The organism is Curtobacterium sp. VKM Ac-2861, from assembly GCF_013204965.1.
Taxonomy (GTDB): domain Bacteria; phylum Actinomycetota; class Actinomycetes; order Actinomycetales; family Microbacteriaceae; genus Curtobacterium.
The window spans coordinates 58,527-74,644 of sequence record NZ_JABMLA010000006.1; the positions used below are offsets into that span (position 1 = coordinate 58,527).

Consider the following 16,118-nt stretch of genomic DNA (forward strand, 5'->3'; position numbering starts at 1 on the left):
TGGACCGGTGGAACTCTCCGACGTCCAGGCAGACCTGTCCGAAGTCCTCTTCACCCCCGAGCAGATCGACGACAAGCTCGCCGAACTCGCGGCGGTCGTCGACGCCGACTACGCGGGCCGCGACCCCTTGCTCGTCGGTGTCCTGAAGGGTGCCGTCATGGTGATGGCCGACTTCTCGCGGCACCTCAAGATGCAGGCGCGGATGGACTGGATGGCGGTGTCGTCGTACGGCTCCGGCACGAAGTCGTCCGGTGTGGTGCGGATCCTCAAGGACCTCGACACCGACCTGCACGGCCGCGACGTCCTCATCGTCGAGGACATCATCGACTCCGGTCTGACGCTGTCCTGGCTCAAGCAGAACCTGCAGTCCCGCGGTGCCGCGAGCGTCGAGATCGTCGCCCTGCTGCGCAAGCCCGAGGCCGCCAAGGTCGAGGTCGACGTCAAGTACGTGGGCTTCGACATCCCCGACGAGTTCGTGGTCGGTTACGGCCTCGACTACGACGAGCGCTACCGGAACCTGCGCGGTGTCGGCGTCCTGGCGCCGCACGTGTACTCGTAACCCGTCCAGGGGGTACTTGCCTCGGGTTGAGTTCGCCCGCAGAGGACACCCATTCTCGCCACAGAATCGCGGCCGTATGCTGACCTGCACGCAACTTCGGCAGAGAAAGGTGTCGGGCACTCGCGCCCGGATCACATGAACTTCAAGCGCATCTTCCGCGGCCCGTACCTCTACGTGCTGATCGCGCTGGCGGGCATCTTCATCGGCTGGAGCGTCATCAGCCAGGGCAGCACGACCGAGGTCAGCACCCAGAAGGGCCTCGAGCAGCTCGCCGACGGCAAGATCTCGTCCGTCATCGTCAACTCCACCGAGCAGCGGGTCGACATGATCACCCGCGACGGCGACAAGCAGGAGCAGTTCTACTACTCCACGCCCCGTGGCGAAGAGGTCATCCAGGCCGTCAACGACGCCAACCTGCCCAAGGGCTACGACGACCACGTGAACACGGGCAACTGGTTCCTGTCGCTCCTCGGCGTCCTGCTCCCCTTCCTGATCATCGGTGCCCTGTTCTGGTTCCTGCTCTCGAGCGCCCAGGGCGGCGGCTCGAAGGTCATGCAGTTCGGCAAGTCGAAGGCCAAGATCAACAACAAGGAGAACCCGCAGGTGTCGTTCGCCGACGTCGCGGGCTCGGACGAGGCGATCGAGGAACTCCACGAGATCAAGGAGTTCCTGAAGGAGCCGGCGAAGTTCCAGGCCGTCGGCGCCAAGATCCCGAAGGGCGTGCTGCTGTACGGCCCTCCCGGAACCGGCAAGACCCTGCTCGCCCGCGCCGTCGCCGGCGAAGCGGGCGTGCCGTTCTACTCGATCTCCGGTTCGGACTTCGTCGAGATGTTCGTCGGTGTCGGTGCGAGTCGTGTCCGTGACCTCTTCGAGCAGGCCAAGGCGAACTCGCCGGCCATCGTCTTCATCGACGAGATCGACGCCGTCGGTCGGCACCGCGGTGCCGGCATCGGCGGCGGCAACGACGAGCGCGAGCAGACGCTCAACCAGCTGCTCGTCGAGATGGACGGCTTCGACGGCAAGACGAACGTCATCCTCATCGCCGCGACGAACCGTCCCGACGTGCTCGACCCCGCGCTCCTGCGTCCGGGCCGCTTCGACCGCCAGATCGGTGTCGACGCCCCGGGCATGGCCGGCCGCAAGCAGATCCTCGAGGTGCACGCGAAGGGCAAGCCGCTCGCCGCGAGCGTCGACCTGGAGCTGCTCGCCCGCAAGACGCCGGGCTTCACCGGCGCCGACCTGGCGAACGTCCTGAACGAGGCCGCGCTGCTCACCGCGCGGTCGAACGCGCAGCTCATCGACAACCGCGCGCTGGACGAGGCCGTCGACCGCGTGATGGCGGGCCCGCAGCGTCGGACCCGGATCATGTCCGACCAGGAACGCCTGATCACCGCGTACCACGAGGGCGGCCACGCCCTGGCGGCAGCGGCGATGCGGCACACCGACCCGGTCACGAAGATCACGATCCTTCCGCGCGGCCGTGCCCTCGGGTACACGATGGTGCTCCCGCTCGAGGACAAGTACTCGGTCACCCGCAACGAGCTGCTCGACCAGCTCACCTACGCCATGGGTGGACGCGTCGCCGAGGAGATCGTGTTCCACGATCCCACCACCGGCGCCTCGAACGACATCGAGAAGGCCACCGGCACCGCTCGCAAGATGGTCACCGAGTACGGCATGAGCCAGGCCGTCGGGTCCGTGAAGCTCGGCTCCGGGTCGAGCGAGCCGTTCGTCGGCCGTGACATGAGCGGTGGGACCGGGCGCGACTACTCGGAGAACATCGCCCAGACCGTCGACGCCGAGACCCGTGCGCTGCTCGAGGCCGCGCACAACGAGGCCTACCAGGTGCTCAACGACAACCGCGACATCCTCGACCGCCTGGCCGGTGAGCTCCTCGAGAAGGAGACGCTCGACGCCCCGGAGCTCGTGGAGATCTTCAAGGACGTCCGCAAGCTGCCGGAGCGCCCGCAGTGGCTCTCCAGCGACAAGCGTCCGGTGAGCAACCTGCCCGCGATCGACGTGCCCGGGCAGGCCGCCGCCACCGCAGCGGACCAGTCGGACAGCGAGTCGACCTCGAAGCCCCGTCGTCGCCCCTTCGGCAACCCGGGTATCGCCCCGGCGTAGGGGGCCGGCATGACCGACCTGCCGACGAGACGTGCTCGTCGGCTCGACACCCGCGGCGGTCCGACACCGGACCGCACGCGCGTGTTGGGCATCCTCAACGTGACGCCCGACTCGTTCAGCGACGGCGGGCTGCACCAGGCCTACGACGCCGCCGTGCAGCACGCGCGTGACCTCGTCGCCGCGGGCGCCGACATCATCGACGTCGGTGGGGAGTCGACCCGGCCGGGCTCGGAGCGCGTGCCGGTGCCGGTCGAGCAGGAACGCGTCCTGCCGGTCGTCCGGCAGCTCGTCGCCGAGGGCATCCCGGTGAGCGTCGACACGATGAACGCCTCGACTGCCGAACAGGCCGTCGAACTCGGCGCCGCGATCGTCAACGACGTGTCCGGCGGCCTGGCCGACCCGGACATGGCCCGTGTGGTCGCGTCGACCGGGGCCGGGTTCGTGGTCATGCACTGGCGTGGTCACAGCGACCGGATGTACCGCAACGCCGAGTACGTGCACGCCGTCGACGAGGTCCGTCGCGAGGTCGAGATGCGGGTCGCCGAGCTCATCGTCCTCGGGGTGCGCCAGGAGCAGGTCGTGATCGACCCGGGCCTCGGCTTCGCCAAGCAGGGCGTGCAGAACTGGGAGATCCTGGCCGGCTACGAGCGGTTCGCCTCGATCGGCCTGCCGGTGCTCGTCGCCGCATCACGCAAGCGGTTCCTGGACGGAGTGGGCAGCCCCGAGGGCGCCCCGCCGAAGGACCGCGACCTCGCCACCGCCGCCATCAGCCTGCTCGCCGCCGAACGCGGCGCGTGGGGGGTGCGCGTGCACGACCCGGCACCGACCCGTGCCGTGCTCGACGTCTGGGACGCCTGGAGGGCAGCTCGCTCGTGAACGACACCATCCGCCTCGTCGGGGTCCGCGCCCGCGGCCACCACGGGGTCTTCGACCACGAACGAGCCGACGGTCAGGACTTCGTCGTCGACGTCGCCGTGGAGCTCGACGCCCGCGCGGCCTCGGGCAGCGACGACCTCGACGCCACCGTGCACTACGGCGTGCTCGCCGAGCAGGTCGTCGCCGAGATCGAACGCGACCCGGTGGACCTGATCGAGACCCTCGCGGAGCGCATCGCGGCCGCGGTGCTCACCCACCGTGCGGCCCTGGCGACCGAGGTCACCGTGCACAAGCCGCAGGCACCCATCACCGTGCCGTTCACGGACGTCTCGATCACCATCCGCCGTGCCCGCGGGGCGACCGTGCCGGACGAGGAAGAAGAGTGAGCCGCGTCGTCGTCGCGCTCGGCGCCAACCTCGGTGACCGGGGGAGCACCCTCCGCGCCGCCGCCCGAGCGGTCGCCGCGCTGCCCGGGGTCCACCCGGTGGCGTCGAGCCACGAGGTCGAGTCCGTCGCCGTCACCCTGGACGGCCGCGACGACACCAAGCCGCGGTACCGCAACGCCGTCGTGGTCGTCGACACCGACCTCGAGCCGCAGGCGTTCCTCGACGCACTGCACGGCATCGAGGACGAGCACGGCCGCACCCGCGACGTCCGCTGGGGCGACCGGACCCTCGACCTCGACGTCGTCGCCGTCGACGACCTGCGCATCGCCACCGCCACGCTCACCGTCCCGCACCCCCGTGCCGCCGAGCGCGCGTTCGTGCTCGCACCGTGGCTCGACGCAGACCCCGCGGCCGTCCTGCCCGGCGCCGGACCGGTGGCCGACCTGCTCGCCGACGTAGGGGACGACACCGAGCGCGTCGACGAGCCGCGCCTGTTCGCGGACGTGCCCCGCGCCTCCCGGGCCACCACCGAAGGGAACGTGACCCAGCCGTGAAGCCGACCCGTCTCTCCACCCTGCTGAGCATCGCCGTCGTGACCGCGGTGGCGGGCTTCGCGTTCGACGCGGTGCTCGCGTCGCGACAGTCGCCGACGCTCCTGCTCGCCGTGCCGCTCGGCATCACGCTCGCGTTCATCGGCGTCGCCGTCGTGCTCATGGCACGTCCCGTCCGCCGGCACGCCCGCGAGGGCGCCGGCCGGCAGCGCCCGGTCGACCCGCTCTACGCCACGCGCGTGGTGGTGCTGGCGAAGGCCTCGAGCATCTGCGGCGCCCTGTTCGGCGGCTTCGCGATCGGCCTGGTCGTGTACCTCCTGACCCGCTCGGTGACGCCTTCGCTAGGCTCGACCCTGCCGAACGTGGTCGCCGTCGGGGGCGGGATCGTGCTGACGGTCTGCGCACTCGTGGCAGAGCGCATGTGCATCGCTCCTCCGAGCGACGACGACGAGCCGGGCGACCCCCGGAACGGCACGACGGCGAACTGACCCGAGCGCACCCCGCACGACGGCGAACTGACCCGAGCACACCACTGGAGGCCCGCGATGGCGCGTGAACGACTCGACGAGCCGGGCCTCGGCCTGACCGGCATCGACTGGACCAGGGTGTCCGCGAAGCTCGTGTGGACCGAACTCATCACGACCCTGGTGATCGGCCTCGTGGTGACCGCCGGTCTGGTCCTGATCGGGATCGTGAACGACGGCTTCGGCTCGGGCGCCGGAACGGTCTGGCTGCTCATCGGCATCGTGGTGCTCGTCATCACGCTCGTCACCGCGGCGCTGACGCCCCGCCGGGTCCGTGCGATCGGCTACGCCCTGCGCGACGACGACCTGGTGGTCCGCCGCGGCCTGATGTGGCAGCGCTTCACGGCGGTGCCCTACGGGCGCATGCAGCTCGTCGACGTGGCGCGCGGTCCGCTCGACCGGGCGCTCGGCATGAGCGAGCTGAAGTTCGTGACCGCCGCGGCCGCCACGAACGTCCGCATCCCCGGCATCCCCGCGACCGACGCCGACGAACTGCGCGACCGGCTCGTCGAGCTCGCCGAGTCCCGCCGCGCCGGGCTGTAGGGGGTCGCGGTGACCTTCCGACCCGGCCCGCCGCCGCCCGCCCCGCCCACGCGCGGGAACGCCGCCGCCGCCGCGCCCCTGACCGACGGCGAGTGGCACCGCCTGCACCCGCTGACCCCGCTGCTCAAGGGCGGGATCTTCCTGATCGTCATCCTCGGCTACGTGCTGAACAGCCTGCGCGACCAGCTCGTCGAGTTCTTCATCCCGGGCGGCGAGCAGCAGGACGGCGACCCCGTCCGCTACGTCTACGAGCACGGCGTCGTCGGCTGGGTGCTGCTCGGCGTCGCGGTGTTCCTGCTCGTGCTGATCGGGCTCTTCTACCTGTCCTGGCGCATGCACGAGTTCCGGGTCACCGGCGAGATCGTCGAGGTCCGCTCGGGCGTGCTGTTCCGGAACCACCGCAAGGCCCGGCTCGACCGGATCCAGGGCATCAACATCTCGCGTCCGCTCATCCCGCGGGTGTTCGGCACGGCGAAGCTCGAGATCGCCCAGGCCGGCAACGACGCCAACGTGCAGCTCGCCTACCTCGGGGTGAAGGCCGCGGACGACCTGCGGCTGCGCATCCTCGTGCTCGCCTCGGGTGCGAAGGACGACGACCGTGGCAGTGGTCCGGCGCGCGCGTCGAACGGTGTGCTGCAGGACCGCGTCGACGAGATGTTCTCGCCCGAGCTCGACCCCGCCGCGGTGCAGGCCACCCGGATCGTCAAGGTGAAGCCCGGCCGGCTGATCGCGTCGATGCTGCTCTCCGGCACCACCGTCTTCATCCTGCTGGCCGTGGCGGCGATGATCGTCAGCGTCGCGCTCACCGGCGAGTACGGGATCCTGTTCGGCCTGTTCCCCGCGGTGATCGGTGCGGGCAGCTACTACGTCCGCAAGTTCTCGCGGTCGCTGCAGTACACGATCGCCGAGACCCGCGACGGCATCCGGATCGGGTTCGGGCTCGTCTCGACCTCGAACGAGACACTGCCCCCCGGCCGCATCCACGCCGTCAGCGTCGCGCAGCCGCTGCTCTGGCGCCCGTTCGGTTGGTGGGACGTCCGGATCAACCGGGCGACGAACGCGGGCAACGGGGCGTCGAGCAACCAGCAGGCCTCCGCCATCGTGCTGCCCGTCGGCACCGCGGCCGACGTCCGCGAGGTCCTCGACATCATCCTGCCCGGCCTGGTCGGCACTGCCGTCGCGGGCCCCGAGGCCTCGCAGGAGGCCCTGCGGGAAGGCTCCGCCGAGGCCGTCAGCGTCGTCGACGACAGCCTCACCACGAGCGGCGACCAGGGCGGCTTCGTGCACTCCCCGCGCCGCGGCGCCTGGCTCCGGCCGTTCGCGTTCCGACGCAACGGGTACCGGTTCGTGCAGGGTGCGGTGCTGCTCCGGCTCGGCGCCGTCTGGCGGTCGCTCGTCATCGTGCCGCTGCCCCGGGTGCAGAGCGTCAAGGTCGAGCAGGGTCCGCTCGAGCGTGCCCTGCGGCTCGCCGCCGTCCACGTGCACACCGTCGCCGGGCCCGTCTCGGCCCGCGTCGGTGCGCTCGACGCGCGGGACGCGCAGCGTCTGTGGTCCGAGACCACCCAGCGCGCCGTCGAGGCCGCTGCGGTCGACACGTCCCACCGGTGGCGCGAACGGGAGGCCCGTCCCGAGTCCGCCAGGCACGCTGCGGACGTGCCGTGGCCCGGGACCGGAGCCCCTGCCGGACCCGACGGCGACCACCGGCCCGGCACCGTGCCTCCCGGACCGGGGTGGAGCGACGTGCCGCCCACCGGGGCCGTCCGATGAGGGCCGGGCGCCTCGGCGTCGGCGTCGTCGGTGCCGGACGGGTCGGACCCGTGCTCGGCGCCGCACTCGCGAACGCGGAGCACGCGGTCGTCGGGGTGACCGCCGTGTCCGCCGAGAGCCGTGACCGTGCCGAGGCGATGCTGCCCGGCGCTCCCGTGCTCGCGACGCCGGACCTGGTCGAGCGGAGCGAACTCGTCCTGCTCGCGGTGCCGGACGACCAGCTGGCCTCGCTCGTGCAGGGCCTGGCGGACGCCGGCATCTGGCAGCCCGGACAGCTCGTCGTGCACACCAGCCCGGACCACGGCGTCGGCATCCTCGCCCCAGCGATGGCGGCCGGCGCGATCCCCCTCGCCATCCACCCCGCGATGGCGTTCACGGGCACGAGCGTCGACCTGTCCCGGCTGCGTGACGCCTACTGCGCGGTGACCGCACCGTCGCCCGTCCTGCCCATCGCGCAGGCCCTGGTGGTCGAGATGGGCGCGGAGCCGTTCGTCATCGCCGAGGGGGACCGGCCCGCCTACGCCGACGCCGTCCGCGCCGCTGTGAGCTTCTCGACCGCGATCGTGGACCAGTCGGCGGGCACGCTCTCCGGCATCGGCGTCGACCACCCCGGCCGGGTGCTCGGTGCGCTCGTCCGCTCCGCCGTCGACAACGCACTGACGGCCGCCGACGGGCAGTCCACGCTGTAGGGGCATGGCGGTCGGTCACGACGCCCCGCTCAGTTCCGCCGAGCGGTCACGAACCGTCGGCCCGCAGCGCTCCTGCCGACGGAACGTGACCGGTCGGCGCCGTGCCGGCGGGGAGTCGTGACCAGTCGAGGGGACCCGTCCGGGCACGGTTCGGGGGCGGGCACGCGGCGCGGGTAGCATTTCCCCCGACCCCCACGACCATCGGAGCCGCACCCGCATGACCGACGAGACCGCCACCACCGACACCGCGATCGCCGACGCCGCCGCACTGGCCGAGCAGGAGACCAGCGAGCAGCGACAGGTCCGGCTCGACAAGCGGGCGAAGCTCCTCGAATCGGGCATCGAGGCGTACCCCGCCGAGCTCCCGATCACGACGACGATCCCGGCGGTCCGCGACCAGTACGCGCACCTCGAGACCGGCGAGGAGACGCAGGACGTCGTCGGTGTCGCCGGCCGCATCGTGTTCTCGCGCAACACCGGCAAGCTCTGCTTCGCGTCGCTGCAGTCCGGCGACGGCTCCCGCATCCAGGCGATGGTGTCCCTGGCCGAGGTCGGAGACGAGTCCCTCGCGCGCTGGAAGGAGTTCGTCGACCTCGGCGACCACGTGTTCGTACACGGCCGTGTGATCTCCTCGCGGCGGGGTGAGCTGTCGATCATGGTCGACGAGTGGGCGATCGCGGCGAAGGCGATCCTGCCGCTGCCGAACCTGCACAACGAACTGAACGAGGAGACGCGGGTCCGCCAGCGCTACCTCGACCTCATCGTCCGCGACGAAGCACGCGCCACCGTCCGCGCGCGTGCCGCCGTGATGTCCTCGCTCCGCCAGACCTTCACCGAGCACGAGTACCTCGAGGTCGAGACGCCGATGCTGCAGACCCAGCACGGTGGCGCCTCGGCACGTCCGTTCGTGACCCACTCGAACGCCTTCGACACCGAGCTCTTCCTGCGCATCGCGCCCGAGCTCTTCCTGAAGCGCGCGGTCGTCGGCGGCATCGACCGGGTGTTCGAGATCAACCGGAACTTCCGCAACGAGGGTGCCGACTCGTCGCACTCGCCCGAGTTCGCGATGGTTGAGGCGTACCAGGCGTACGGCAACTACGAGCAGATGGCCGACCTGACGCAGGAGCTCGTGCAGCGCGCTGCGCGGGCCGTGACCGGCGGCTCGCTCGAGGTCACCCTGCCCGACGGCAGCACGTACGACCTCGGCGGCGAGTGGCCGCGCATCGACATGTACGGCTCGCTGTCCGAGGCAGCCGGTCGCGAGATCACCCCGGAGACCCCGCTGTCCGAGCTGCAGGAGCTCGCCGCTGCCGAGGGCGTCGAGGTCGCGCACGCCACGCACGGCAAGTACGTCGAAGAGCTCTGGGAGCACTTCGTGATCGACTCGCTCGACCGCCCGACGTTCGTGATGAACTTCCCGGTCGACACCTCGCCGCTCACCCGCGAGCACCGCACCCGACCGGGCATCGTCGAGAAGTGGGACCTGTACGTCCGCGGCTTCGAGCTCGCGACGGCGTACTCCGAGCTCGTCGACCCGGTCGTGCAGCGGGAGCGCTTCGTCGAGCAGGCGAAGCTCGCAGCCGGCGGCGACCCCGAGGCGATGCGCGTCGACGAGGAGTTCCTGCGGGCCCTCGAGCACGCGATGCCGCCGTCGGGTGGCATGGGCATGGGCGTCGACCGCCTGCTCATGGCGATCACCGGCCTCGGCATCCGCGAGACGATCCTCTTCCCCCTGGTCAAGTAAGACCCGGTTCCCCGGGGTACGATGCTCCGGTGCCGCATGGAGTCGTGACCGGGATCATCTTCGCCCTGACGCCGACCATCGTCGTCGGCCTCATCTTCTGGTTCGTGATGCGCGCCATCATGCGGGCCGACCGCACCGAGCGTGCCGCGTACGCCAAGGTCGAGGCCGAGGAGCGTGCCCGGTTCGAGCGCGAGCACGGCGTCCCCGCGCCGGCACCGGCCTCGGCCGAGTAGCGCCGCCCGACCCAGTTCTGTCCGAAGGCCGTCGCCCCGTCGTGGGCGGCGGCCTTCGACGTCTGTGCCCCTCCAACGTCCGCGCCCCCTCGACGGCTGTGCCCGCTCGACGGCTGTGCGCCCTCGACCGGTCACGCGCCGTTCACCTCGCCGTCGCGCGCCGGGGTGAGCATCGTCCGCATGGCAACCACACACCCCTTCACGGGTCGCAGCCTCGTCGGTGACATCGAGAGCGAGTACGACGAGTTCGACCGAGACGCCGACCTCGAGGCGTCCAAGCGCCGGGACGGGTGGCTCGAACCCTCCTGGTGACCCCCACCCACTCGGTTTTCGGGGTACGACCACCGGATCGCATCGATCCGGCCGGACGTACCCCTTTTGCATGTCCGGAAGGCGCGGCGGTGCGGGGTACAGGTTCGGAAACGCGTGAGAAACACTCCTGCAACGCCGGAAACATCACGTCATACCCTTGATCCGCGGCAGTTCGGGGGACCACACTGGCAGCATCGCTGTACCCCACGGGGGACGGTTTCGATGACGAAGCACGGAGATGCCTGAGAATCATTCCGATCGGTTTGTGGGGTACACCTCCGGACCGCTTTACTCGTGAACACCCCAAGCAGCACCCAGAAGCAACACCCCCAGCACCACCGCACGAAGCCATCACCGCCGAACGCAGGGAGCAACACCATGACGATCGCACCGGCTGCACCGAGCACCACCCGCCGCGCCACCACGAAGAAGGCAGCGGCATCGAAGACCCAGGGCGCCGAGTCCGCGACGACCTCCCTCGACACCGAGGTCGAGGCCGACGAGCAGCTCGCTGGCGTCCGCGGTGCCTCCGTCGACCAGGTCGGCGACTACCTGCGCCACATCGGTCGCCTCTCGCTCCTCACCGCCGAGGAAGAAGCGCAGATCGCCCGTCGCATCGAGGTCGGCCTGTTCGCGGAAGAGAAGCTCGCCACCGAGAAGGGCCTCGCGAAGACCCTGCAGCGCGAACTCCGCTGGCTCGTCCGCGACGGTGAGCGCGCCAAGGAGCGCATGATCACCTCGAACCTCCGTCTGGTCGTCAGCATCGCGAAGCGCTACTCGCAGCGTGGCCTGCCGTTCATGGACGTCATCCAGGAGGGCAACCTCGGCCTGGTCCGTGCGGTCGAGAAGTTCGACTTCACGCAGGGCTACAAGTTCTCGACCTACGCCACCTGGTGGATCCGCCAGGCGATCTCGCGTGGTCTCGCCGACAAGGCCCGCACGATCCGCATCCCGGTCCACACCGTCGAGCTGATCAACAAGATCTCCCGCACCGAGCGCGACCTGACCGTCGACCTCGGCCGTGCGCCGATGCCCGACGAGGTCGCCGCCGAGCTGAGCATGACGGTGGAAGAGCTCGTCGACCTCAAGGGCCGCTCGCACGAGCCGGTCTCGATCCACACGGTGGTCGGCGACTCGGACGACAGCGAGCTCGGTGACTTCATCGAGGACGAGGACGCTGCGTCCCCGAACGAGCTCACCGAGACCACGCTCCTGCACCGCGACATCCGTTCGATCGTCGCCGAGCTGCCGAGCGAGGAAGCCAACGTGATCCGCATGCGCTACGGCCTCGACGACGACAAGCCGATGACGCTCGACGAGATCTCGAAGATCGTGCACACGACCCGCCAGGCCGTCAGCCGGGTGGAGTCGCGCGCCAAGCTGCGTCTGTTCGCCAAGGCGGTCTCGCAGGACATGCAGCTGTACCTGACCGACTGAGGTCAGCAGGCTTCGGCCGGCGCTCGCGCCGGCAGGGGAACCCGGGTCGGTCTGTGGGAAGACGATCCGGTGGGGTGATGGGAAGGCCCGCTCGAGCACTGCTCGAGCGGGCCATTCACGTTCGTGTGCACCGGACGCCTGCCGGGACCGCTACTGGTCGAGTTCGCGCCCGAGCTTCTGCCGCAGGTCGCTCGGGATCAGCTCGATGAGCTGGTCGGGCCGGACCGGCAGGTCGAGCAGGCTCAGCTTCACCCGTCCGGTGCGTCCGTGCCGTTCGGCGTCGAGTCGCACGACGCTGCCGGCGTCCTTGCGGAGTCGGACGTCGATCTGCGCTCCGGTGGCGACCTCGCCGACGACGAGCCCGTCGACCTCGAGTGCGGCGCTCCTGGTGCCCTCGGCGATGTCGAACCGGTAGCGCTCGCGGGCGGCGAGCACCACGGCGCGGTCGATGCCCGCCATCGGGGCGACGGGGGTGACGACGGACCCGGAGAGTGCGGGGGAGAGCACCGGGCCACCCGCGGCGTAGTTGTACGCGGTAGAGCCGGCCGGGGTCGCGGCGACGATGGCGTCGGCGCGGTAGTAGCCGTAGCCGAGCCCGCCGACACTGAGGTCCGCCGACACCTGGCCGGAACCGGGGCGCCGCACGATCGTCAGGTCGTTGAAGGCCAGGTAGTCAGTGCGCGCGCCGCTCCAGGACAGGCGGGCCTCGAGCGCGTGGTGCGGCTCGAGCTGGTACTCGCCGGCTGACAGTCGGTCGAGCGCGGCTTCGAGCTCCGGCGGTTCGATCTCCACCAGGAACCCGACGTTGCCGTAGTTCACGCCGAGCACCGGGACCGGGCGCTTCGCCACGAGTCGCATCGCGCCGAGCATGGTGCCGTCGCCGCCGAGGGCCACGACGAGGTCGACGCGTGCGGTGAAGTCGTCGTCCTCCACCGCGGTGATGCCCCCGCCGATCCGCTGTGCATCGGCTCGGCGGGCGACGAGCTCGCCCCGGCCGGACGCGTTCCATCGCTGCAGGGTCGTGACGGACTCCTGCACGTTCTTGGTCGGGTGGACGACGAGGCCGACGACGGGCTGATCCATGACCGGATGGTACCGAGCCGCGCTGAACCGAGGGCTGTTCAATTGGCATCGCATGCGATATTCTGAATACATGCAGATCGCTCAGCTGTCCGTCGCCCTCCCCACCGTCCGGCAGGGTCGCGAGATCGTGCTGCTCGCCGACCTCGAGTCCCACGAGACTGGCTTCGGCTTCGTCGACGCGGAGCACCTCCTGCTCGCCGCCGTCACGCTCTGCAACGGGATGCCCCGGTTCCGCCCGGTCCTCGAGGCGCACGGGGTCAGCCCCGAAGCCGTCCGCTCCGAGATCAGCGTCTTCGTCGGTGCGCGGGCCGCGTGCCCCGACGAGCACGACCGGGTCGCCTGCACCCCGGCGGCCGCCCGGGTCCTCGCACGAGCAGTCGTCCTCGCCGGTCCGGCCGAGCGCGTCCGCCCGGTGTACGTCGTGCTGGCCGTCCTCGACGGCGTCGACGACCCGTTCATGGGCTCGGCGCACGACGTCCTCGACGCCCTGGGCGTCGAGCCGCGCCGCTTCCGGCGTGCCCTGCGCCGGGCAGCGCGCCGCGCCTGAGACGCGACGGAACACCAGACGGGAGGCCCGTGGCGGACGCCGCCACGGGCCTCCCGTCGTCTGTTCCGTTCGCTCACTGCGCACATCGCGCAGTGAGGTCACGCCCACGGCGAACAGGGGCAGCCCGCACGGGGAGCGCTGGTTACTCTCGGAGTACGTGACCGGACTCAGACGAGACCGGACCAGCTGTCGGCTCCGTCAGAAAGGGCCAAGGGAGAGCACATGTTCGAGAGATTCACCGACCGAGCCCGTCGGGTTGTCGTCCTCGCTCAAGAAGAAGCGAAGATGCTCAACCACAACTACATCGGCACCGAGCACATCCTCCTCGGCCTGATCCACGAGGGCGAGGGCGTTGCTGCCAAGGCGCTGGAGTCGCTCGGCATCTCGCTCGACGCCGTCCGTGAGCAGGTCCAGGACATCATCGGCCAGGGTCAGCAGCAGCCGACCGGGCACATCCCGTTCACGCCGCGTGCCAAGAAGGTGCTCGAGCTGTCCCTGCGCGAAGCGCTGCAGCTCGGCCACAACTACATCGGTACCGAGCACATCCTGCTCGGCCTGATCCGCGAGGGCGAGGGCGTCGCAGCCCAGGTGCTCGTGAAGCTCGGCGCCGACCTCAACCGGGTCCGCCAGCAGGTCATCCAGCTCCTGTCCGGCTACCAGGGCAAGGAAGCGGTCGCCGTCGGCGGCGAGCAGCAGCAGAACGCGCAGCAGGGTTCGCAGGTCCTCGACCAGTTCGGTCGCAACCTCACCCAGGCCGCGCGCGACGGCAAGCTCGACCCCGTCATCGGGCGCGAGAAGGAGATGGAGCGGGTCATGCAGATCCTCTCCCGCCGCTCCAAGAACAACCCCGTCCTGATCGGTGAGCCCGGCGTCGGCAAGACCGCCGTCGTCGAGGGCCTCGCCCAGGCGATCGTCAAGGGCGACGTGCCCGAGACGCTGAAGGACAAGCAGCTCTACTCGCTCGACCTCGGATCGCTCATCGCCGGTTCCCGCTACCGCGGTGACTTCGAGGAGCGCCTGAAGAAGGTCACGAAGGAGATCCGCACCCGCGGCGACATCATCGTCTTCATCGACGAGATCCACACGCTCGTCGGTGCCGGTGCTGCCGAAGGTGCGATCGACGCCGCCTCGATCCTCAAGCCCCTCCTCGCCCGCGGTGAGCTCCAGACCATCGGTGCCACCACGCTCGACGAGTACCGCAAGCACTTCGAGAAGGACGCAGCACTCGAGCGTCGCTTCCAGTCGGTGCAGGTCAACGAGCCGTCGCTGCCGCACACGATCAACATCCTCAAGGGCCTGCGCGACAAGTACGAGGCGTTCCACAAGGTGTCCATCACCGACGGTGCGATCGTCTCGGCCGCCAACCTTGCGGACCGCTACGTGCAGGACCGCTTCCTGCCGGACAAGGCCATCGACCTGATCGACGAGGCCGGCGCACGCCTGCGTCTCTCGATCCTGTCGGCGCCCCCGGAGCTCCGCGAGTTCGACGAGAAGATCTCGACGGTCCGTGGGTCGAAGGAAGCCGCCATCGAGGAGCAGGACTTCGAGAAGGCAGCCAGCCTGCGCGACGAGGAGAAGAAGCTCCTGGGCGAGCGTCTCCGCCTCGAGAAGCAGTGGCGTGCCGGTGACGTCGCCGCGTCCGGCACCGTCGACGAGGGCATCATCGCCGAGGTCCTGGCGCAGGCCACGGGCATCCCGGTGTTCAAGCTCACCGAAGAGGAGACCTCGCGTCTCGTCTTCATGGAGAAGGCACTGCACCAGCGGGTCATCGGTCAGGAAGAAGCCATCTCGGCCCTGTCCAAGACCATCCGCCGGACCCGTGCCGGTCTGAAGGACCCGAACCGCCCCTCGGGCTCGTTCATCTTCGCCGGGCCCACGGGCGTCGGCAAGACCGAGCTCGCCAAGGCGCTCGCCGAGTTCCTGTTCGACGACGAGGGCGCACTGATCTCCCTCGACATGTCGGAGTTCGGCGAGAAGCACACCGTCTCGCGTCTGTTCGGTGCCCCTCCCGGGTTCGTCGGGTTCGAGGAGGGCGGCCAGCTCACCGAGAAGGTGCGCCGCAAGCCGTTCTCCGTGGTCCTGTTCGACGAGATCGAGAAGGCCCACCCGGACATCTTCAACTCGCTGCTGCAGGTGCTCGAGGAAGGCCGTCTCACCGACGGTCAGGGCCGCGTGGTCGACTTCAAGAACACCGTCATCATCATGACCACGAACCTCGGTTCGCAGGGCATCGCCGGTGGCCCGGTGGGCTTCCAGGTCGAGGGTGACTCGGCCGTCGGCTACGACCGCATGCGCGGCAAGGTCAACGAGGAGCTCAAGAAGCACTTCAAGCCGGAGTTCCTCAACCGCGTCGACGACACGATCGTGTTCCCGCAGCTGTCGCAGCCCGAGCTGCTGCAGATCGTGGACCTGTTCGTGAAGCGCCTGGCCGACCGTCTGCTCGACCGCGACATGACGGTGGAGCTCACCCTCCCCGCCAAGGAGCAGCTCATCAAGGTCGGGTTCGACCCGTCCCTCGGTGCACGCCCGCTGCGTCGCGCGATGCAGCACGAGGTCGAGGACCAGCTGTCCGAGCACATCCTGCAGGGTGAGCTCACCGCCGGTGACCACGTCAAGGTCGACTTCGTCGACGGTGCGTTCCACTTCGAGACCGGGCGTCAGCCGGGCCGCGAAGAGGTCCTCGCCGGCGCAGCCGCGGTCGAGACCGCGACCGACGCCCCCCAGGGTGAGATCGAGTCCTAGA

Annotated in this window: 16 protein-coding genes; 15 read left to right on the plus strand and 1 reads right to left on the minus strand. The window is 70.1% G+C overall.

What is annotated here, in order from left to right; all coding sequences use genetic code 11:
• Positions 1-7 precede the first annotated feature (7 nt).
• From hpt to HQQ88_RS15410, 13 genes are all read left to right on the plus strand, one after another.
• Positions 8-559 carry a hypoxanthine phosphoribosyltransferase gene (gene hpt, locus HQQ88_RS15355; RefSeq protein WP_111086933.1) on the plus strand — a complete coding sequence of 184 codons (552 nt, stop codon included), beginning with the start codon at positions 8-10 and terminating at the stop codon, positions 557-559.
• A gap of 135 nt (positions 560-694) precedes the next feature.
• Positions 695-2,683, plus strand: coding sequence for an ATP-dependent zinc metalloprotease FtsH (gene ftsH / locus HQQ88_RS15360; protein ID WP_123294542.1), 1,989 nt, complete (start codon positions 695-697; stop codon positions 2,681-2,683).
• A 9-nt stretch (positions 2,684-2,692) separates the two neighbouring features.
• A complete protein-coding gene (folP, locus tag HQQ88_RS15365) occupies positions 2,693-3,559 on the plus strand; it encodes a dihydropteroate synthase (protein ID WP_173170091.1) in 867 nt (288 codons plus the stop codon).
• On the plus strand, positions 3,556-3,945 hold the full coding sequence (folB, locus tag HQQ88_RS15370; RefSeq protein WP_123294543.1) for a dihydroneopterin aldolase: 390 nt from the start codon (positions 3,556-3,558) through the stop codon (positions 3,943-3,945). The genes folP and folB overlap by 4 nt, the downstream gene beginning before the upstream one ends.
• On the plus strand, positions 3,942-4,499 hold the full coding sequence (gene folK, locus HQQ88_RS15375; RefSeq protein ID WP_173170093.1) for a 2-amino-4-hydroxy-6-hydroxymethyldihydropteridine diphosphokinase: 558 nt from the start codon (positions 3,942-3,944) through the stop codon (positions 4,497-4,499). Before folB ends, folK begins: the two co-directional genes overlap by 4 nt.
• Positions 4,496-4,984, plus strand: coding sequence for a DUF3180 domain-containing protein (locus HQQ88_RS15380; RefSeq protein ID WP_173170095.1), 489 nt, complete (start codon positions 4,496-4,498; stop codon positions 4,982-4,984). Before folK ends, HQQ88_RS15380 begins: the two co-directional genes overlap by 4 nt.
• 57 nt (positions 4,985-5,041) lie before the next feature.
• Positions 5,042-5,563, plus strand: a complete 522-nt coding sequence (locus HQQ88_RS15385; protein WP_111086938.1) for a PH domain-containing protein — start codon at positions 5,042-5,044, stop codon at positions 5,561-5,563.
• A 9-nt stretch (positions 5,564-5,572) separates the two neighbouring features.
• Positions 5,573-7,330, plus strand: a complete 1,758-nt coding sequence (locus tag HQQ88_RS15390; RefSeq protein ID WP_173170097.1) for a PH domain-containing protein — start codon at positions 5,573-5,575, stop codon at positions 7,328-7,330.
• Complete coding sequence (locus HQQ88_RS15395) at positions 7,327-8,019, plus strand: Rossmann-like and DUF2520 domain-containing protein (RefSeq protein ID WP_165901135.1); 693 nt, start codon at positions 7,327-7,329, stop codon at positions 8,017-8,019. The genes HQQ88_RS15390 and HQQ88_RS15395 overlap by 4 nt, the downstream gene beginning before the upstream one ends.
• Positions 8,020-8,236: 217 nt before the next feature.
• A complete protein-coding gene (gene lysS, locus HQQ88_RS15400; RefSeq protein WP_131922009.1) occupies positions 8,237-9,763 on the plus strand; it encodes a lysine--tRNA ligase in 1,527 nt (508 codons plus the stop codon).
• A gap of 29 nt (positions 9,764-9,792) precedes the next feature.
• Complete coding sequence (locus HQQ88_RS15405) at positions 9,793-9,996, plus strand: hypothetical protein (RefSeq protein ID WP_111086942.1); 204 nt, start codon at positions 9,793-9,795, stop codon at positions 9,994-9,996.
• Between the two features lie 180 nt (positions 9,997-10,176).
• Complete coding sequence (locus HQQ88_RS19950; protein ID WP_258373406.1) at positions 10,177-10,308, plus strand: hypothetical protein; 132 nt, start codon at positions 10,177-10,179, stop codon at positions 10,306-10,308.
• 378 nt (positions 10,309-10,686) lie between these two features.
• Complete coding sequence (locus HQQ88_RS15410; protein WP_123294550.1) at positions 10,687-11,745, plus strand: sigma-70 family RNA polymerase sigma factor; 1,059 nt, start codon at positions 10,687-10,689, stop codon at positions 11,743-11,745.
• Positions 11,746-11,895: 150 nt separating this feature from the next.
• Here the strand turns inward: HQQ88_RS15410 and HQQ88_RS15415 are convergent, their stop codons facing one another.
• Complete coding sequence (locus HQQ88_RS15415) at positions 11,896-12,828, minus strand: NAD(+)/NADH kinase (protein WP_111086944.1); 933 nt, start codon at positions 12,826-12,828, stop codon at positions 11,896-11,898.
• 70 nt (positions 12,829-12,898) lie between these two features.
• Here HQQ88_RS15415 and HQQ88_RS15420 point away from each other — a divergent pair, with 70 nt between their 5' ends.
• Positions 12,899-13,375 carry a Clp protease N-terminal domain-containing protein gene (locus HQQ88_RS15420; RefSeq protein ID WP_173170098.1) on the plus strand — a complete coding sequence of 159 codons (477 nt, stop codon included), beginning with the start codon at positions 12,899-12,901 and terminating at the stop codon, positions 13,373-13,375.
• Between the two features lie 222 nt (positions 13,376-13,597).
• Positions 13,598-16,117: an ATP-dependent Clp protease ATP-binding subunit gene (locus HQQ88_RS15425; protein WP_123294552.1), complete on the plus strand. Its 2,520-nt coding sequence runs from the start codon at positions 13,598-13,600 to the stop codon at positions 16,115-16,117.
• Position 16,118: the final 1 nt, after the last annotated feature.

Excerpts from the sequence above, each read along its gene's own strand:
- ftsH (WP_123294542.1), top strand. The coding sequence starts at position 695 with ATGAACTTCAAGCGCATCTTCCGCGGCCCGTACCTCTACGTGCTGATC.
- folP (WP_173170091.1), top strand. The coding sequence starts at position 2,693 with ATGACCGACCTGCCGACGAGACGTGCTCGTCGGCTCGACACCCGCGGC.
- HQQ88_RS15385 (WP_111086938.1), top strand. The coding sequence starts at position 5,042 with ATGGCGCGTGAACGACTCGACGAGCCGGGCCTCGGCCTGACCGGCATC.
- HQQ88_RS15395 (WP_165901135.1), top strand. The coding sequence starts at position 7,327 with ATGAGGGCCGGGCGCCTCGGCGTCGGCGTCGTCGGTGCCGGACGGGTC.
- lysS (WP_131922009.1), top strand. The coding sequence starts at position 8,237 with ATGACCGACGAGACCGCCACCACCGACACCGCGATCGCCGACGCCGCC.
- HQQ88_RS19950 (WP_258373406.1), top strand. The coding sequence starts at position 10,177 with ATGGCAACCACACACCCCTTCACGGGTCGCAGCCTCGTCGGTGACATC.
- HQQ88_RS15410 (WP_123294550.1), top strand. The coding sequence starts at position 10,687 with ATGACGATCGCACCGGCTGCACCGAGCACCACCCGCCGCGCCACCACG.
- HQQ88_RS15415 (WP_111086944.1), bottom strand. The coding sequence starts at position 12,828 with ATGGATCAGCCCGTCGTCGGCCTCGTCGTCCACCCGACCAAGAACGTG.
- HQQ88_RS15420 (WP_173170098.1), top strand. The coding sequence starts at position 12,899 with ATGCAGATCGCTCAGCTGTCCGTCGCCCTCCCCACCGTCCGGCAGGGT.
- HQQ88_RS15425 (WP_123294552.1), top strand. The coding sequence starts at position 13,598 with ATGTTCGAGAGATTCACCGACCGAGCCCGTCGGGTTGTCGTCCTCGCT.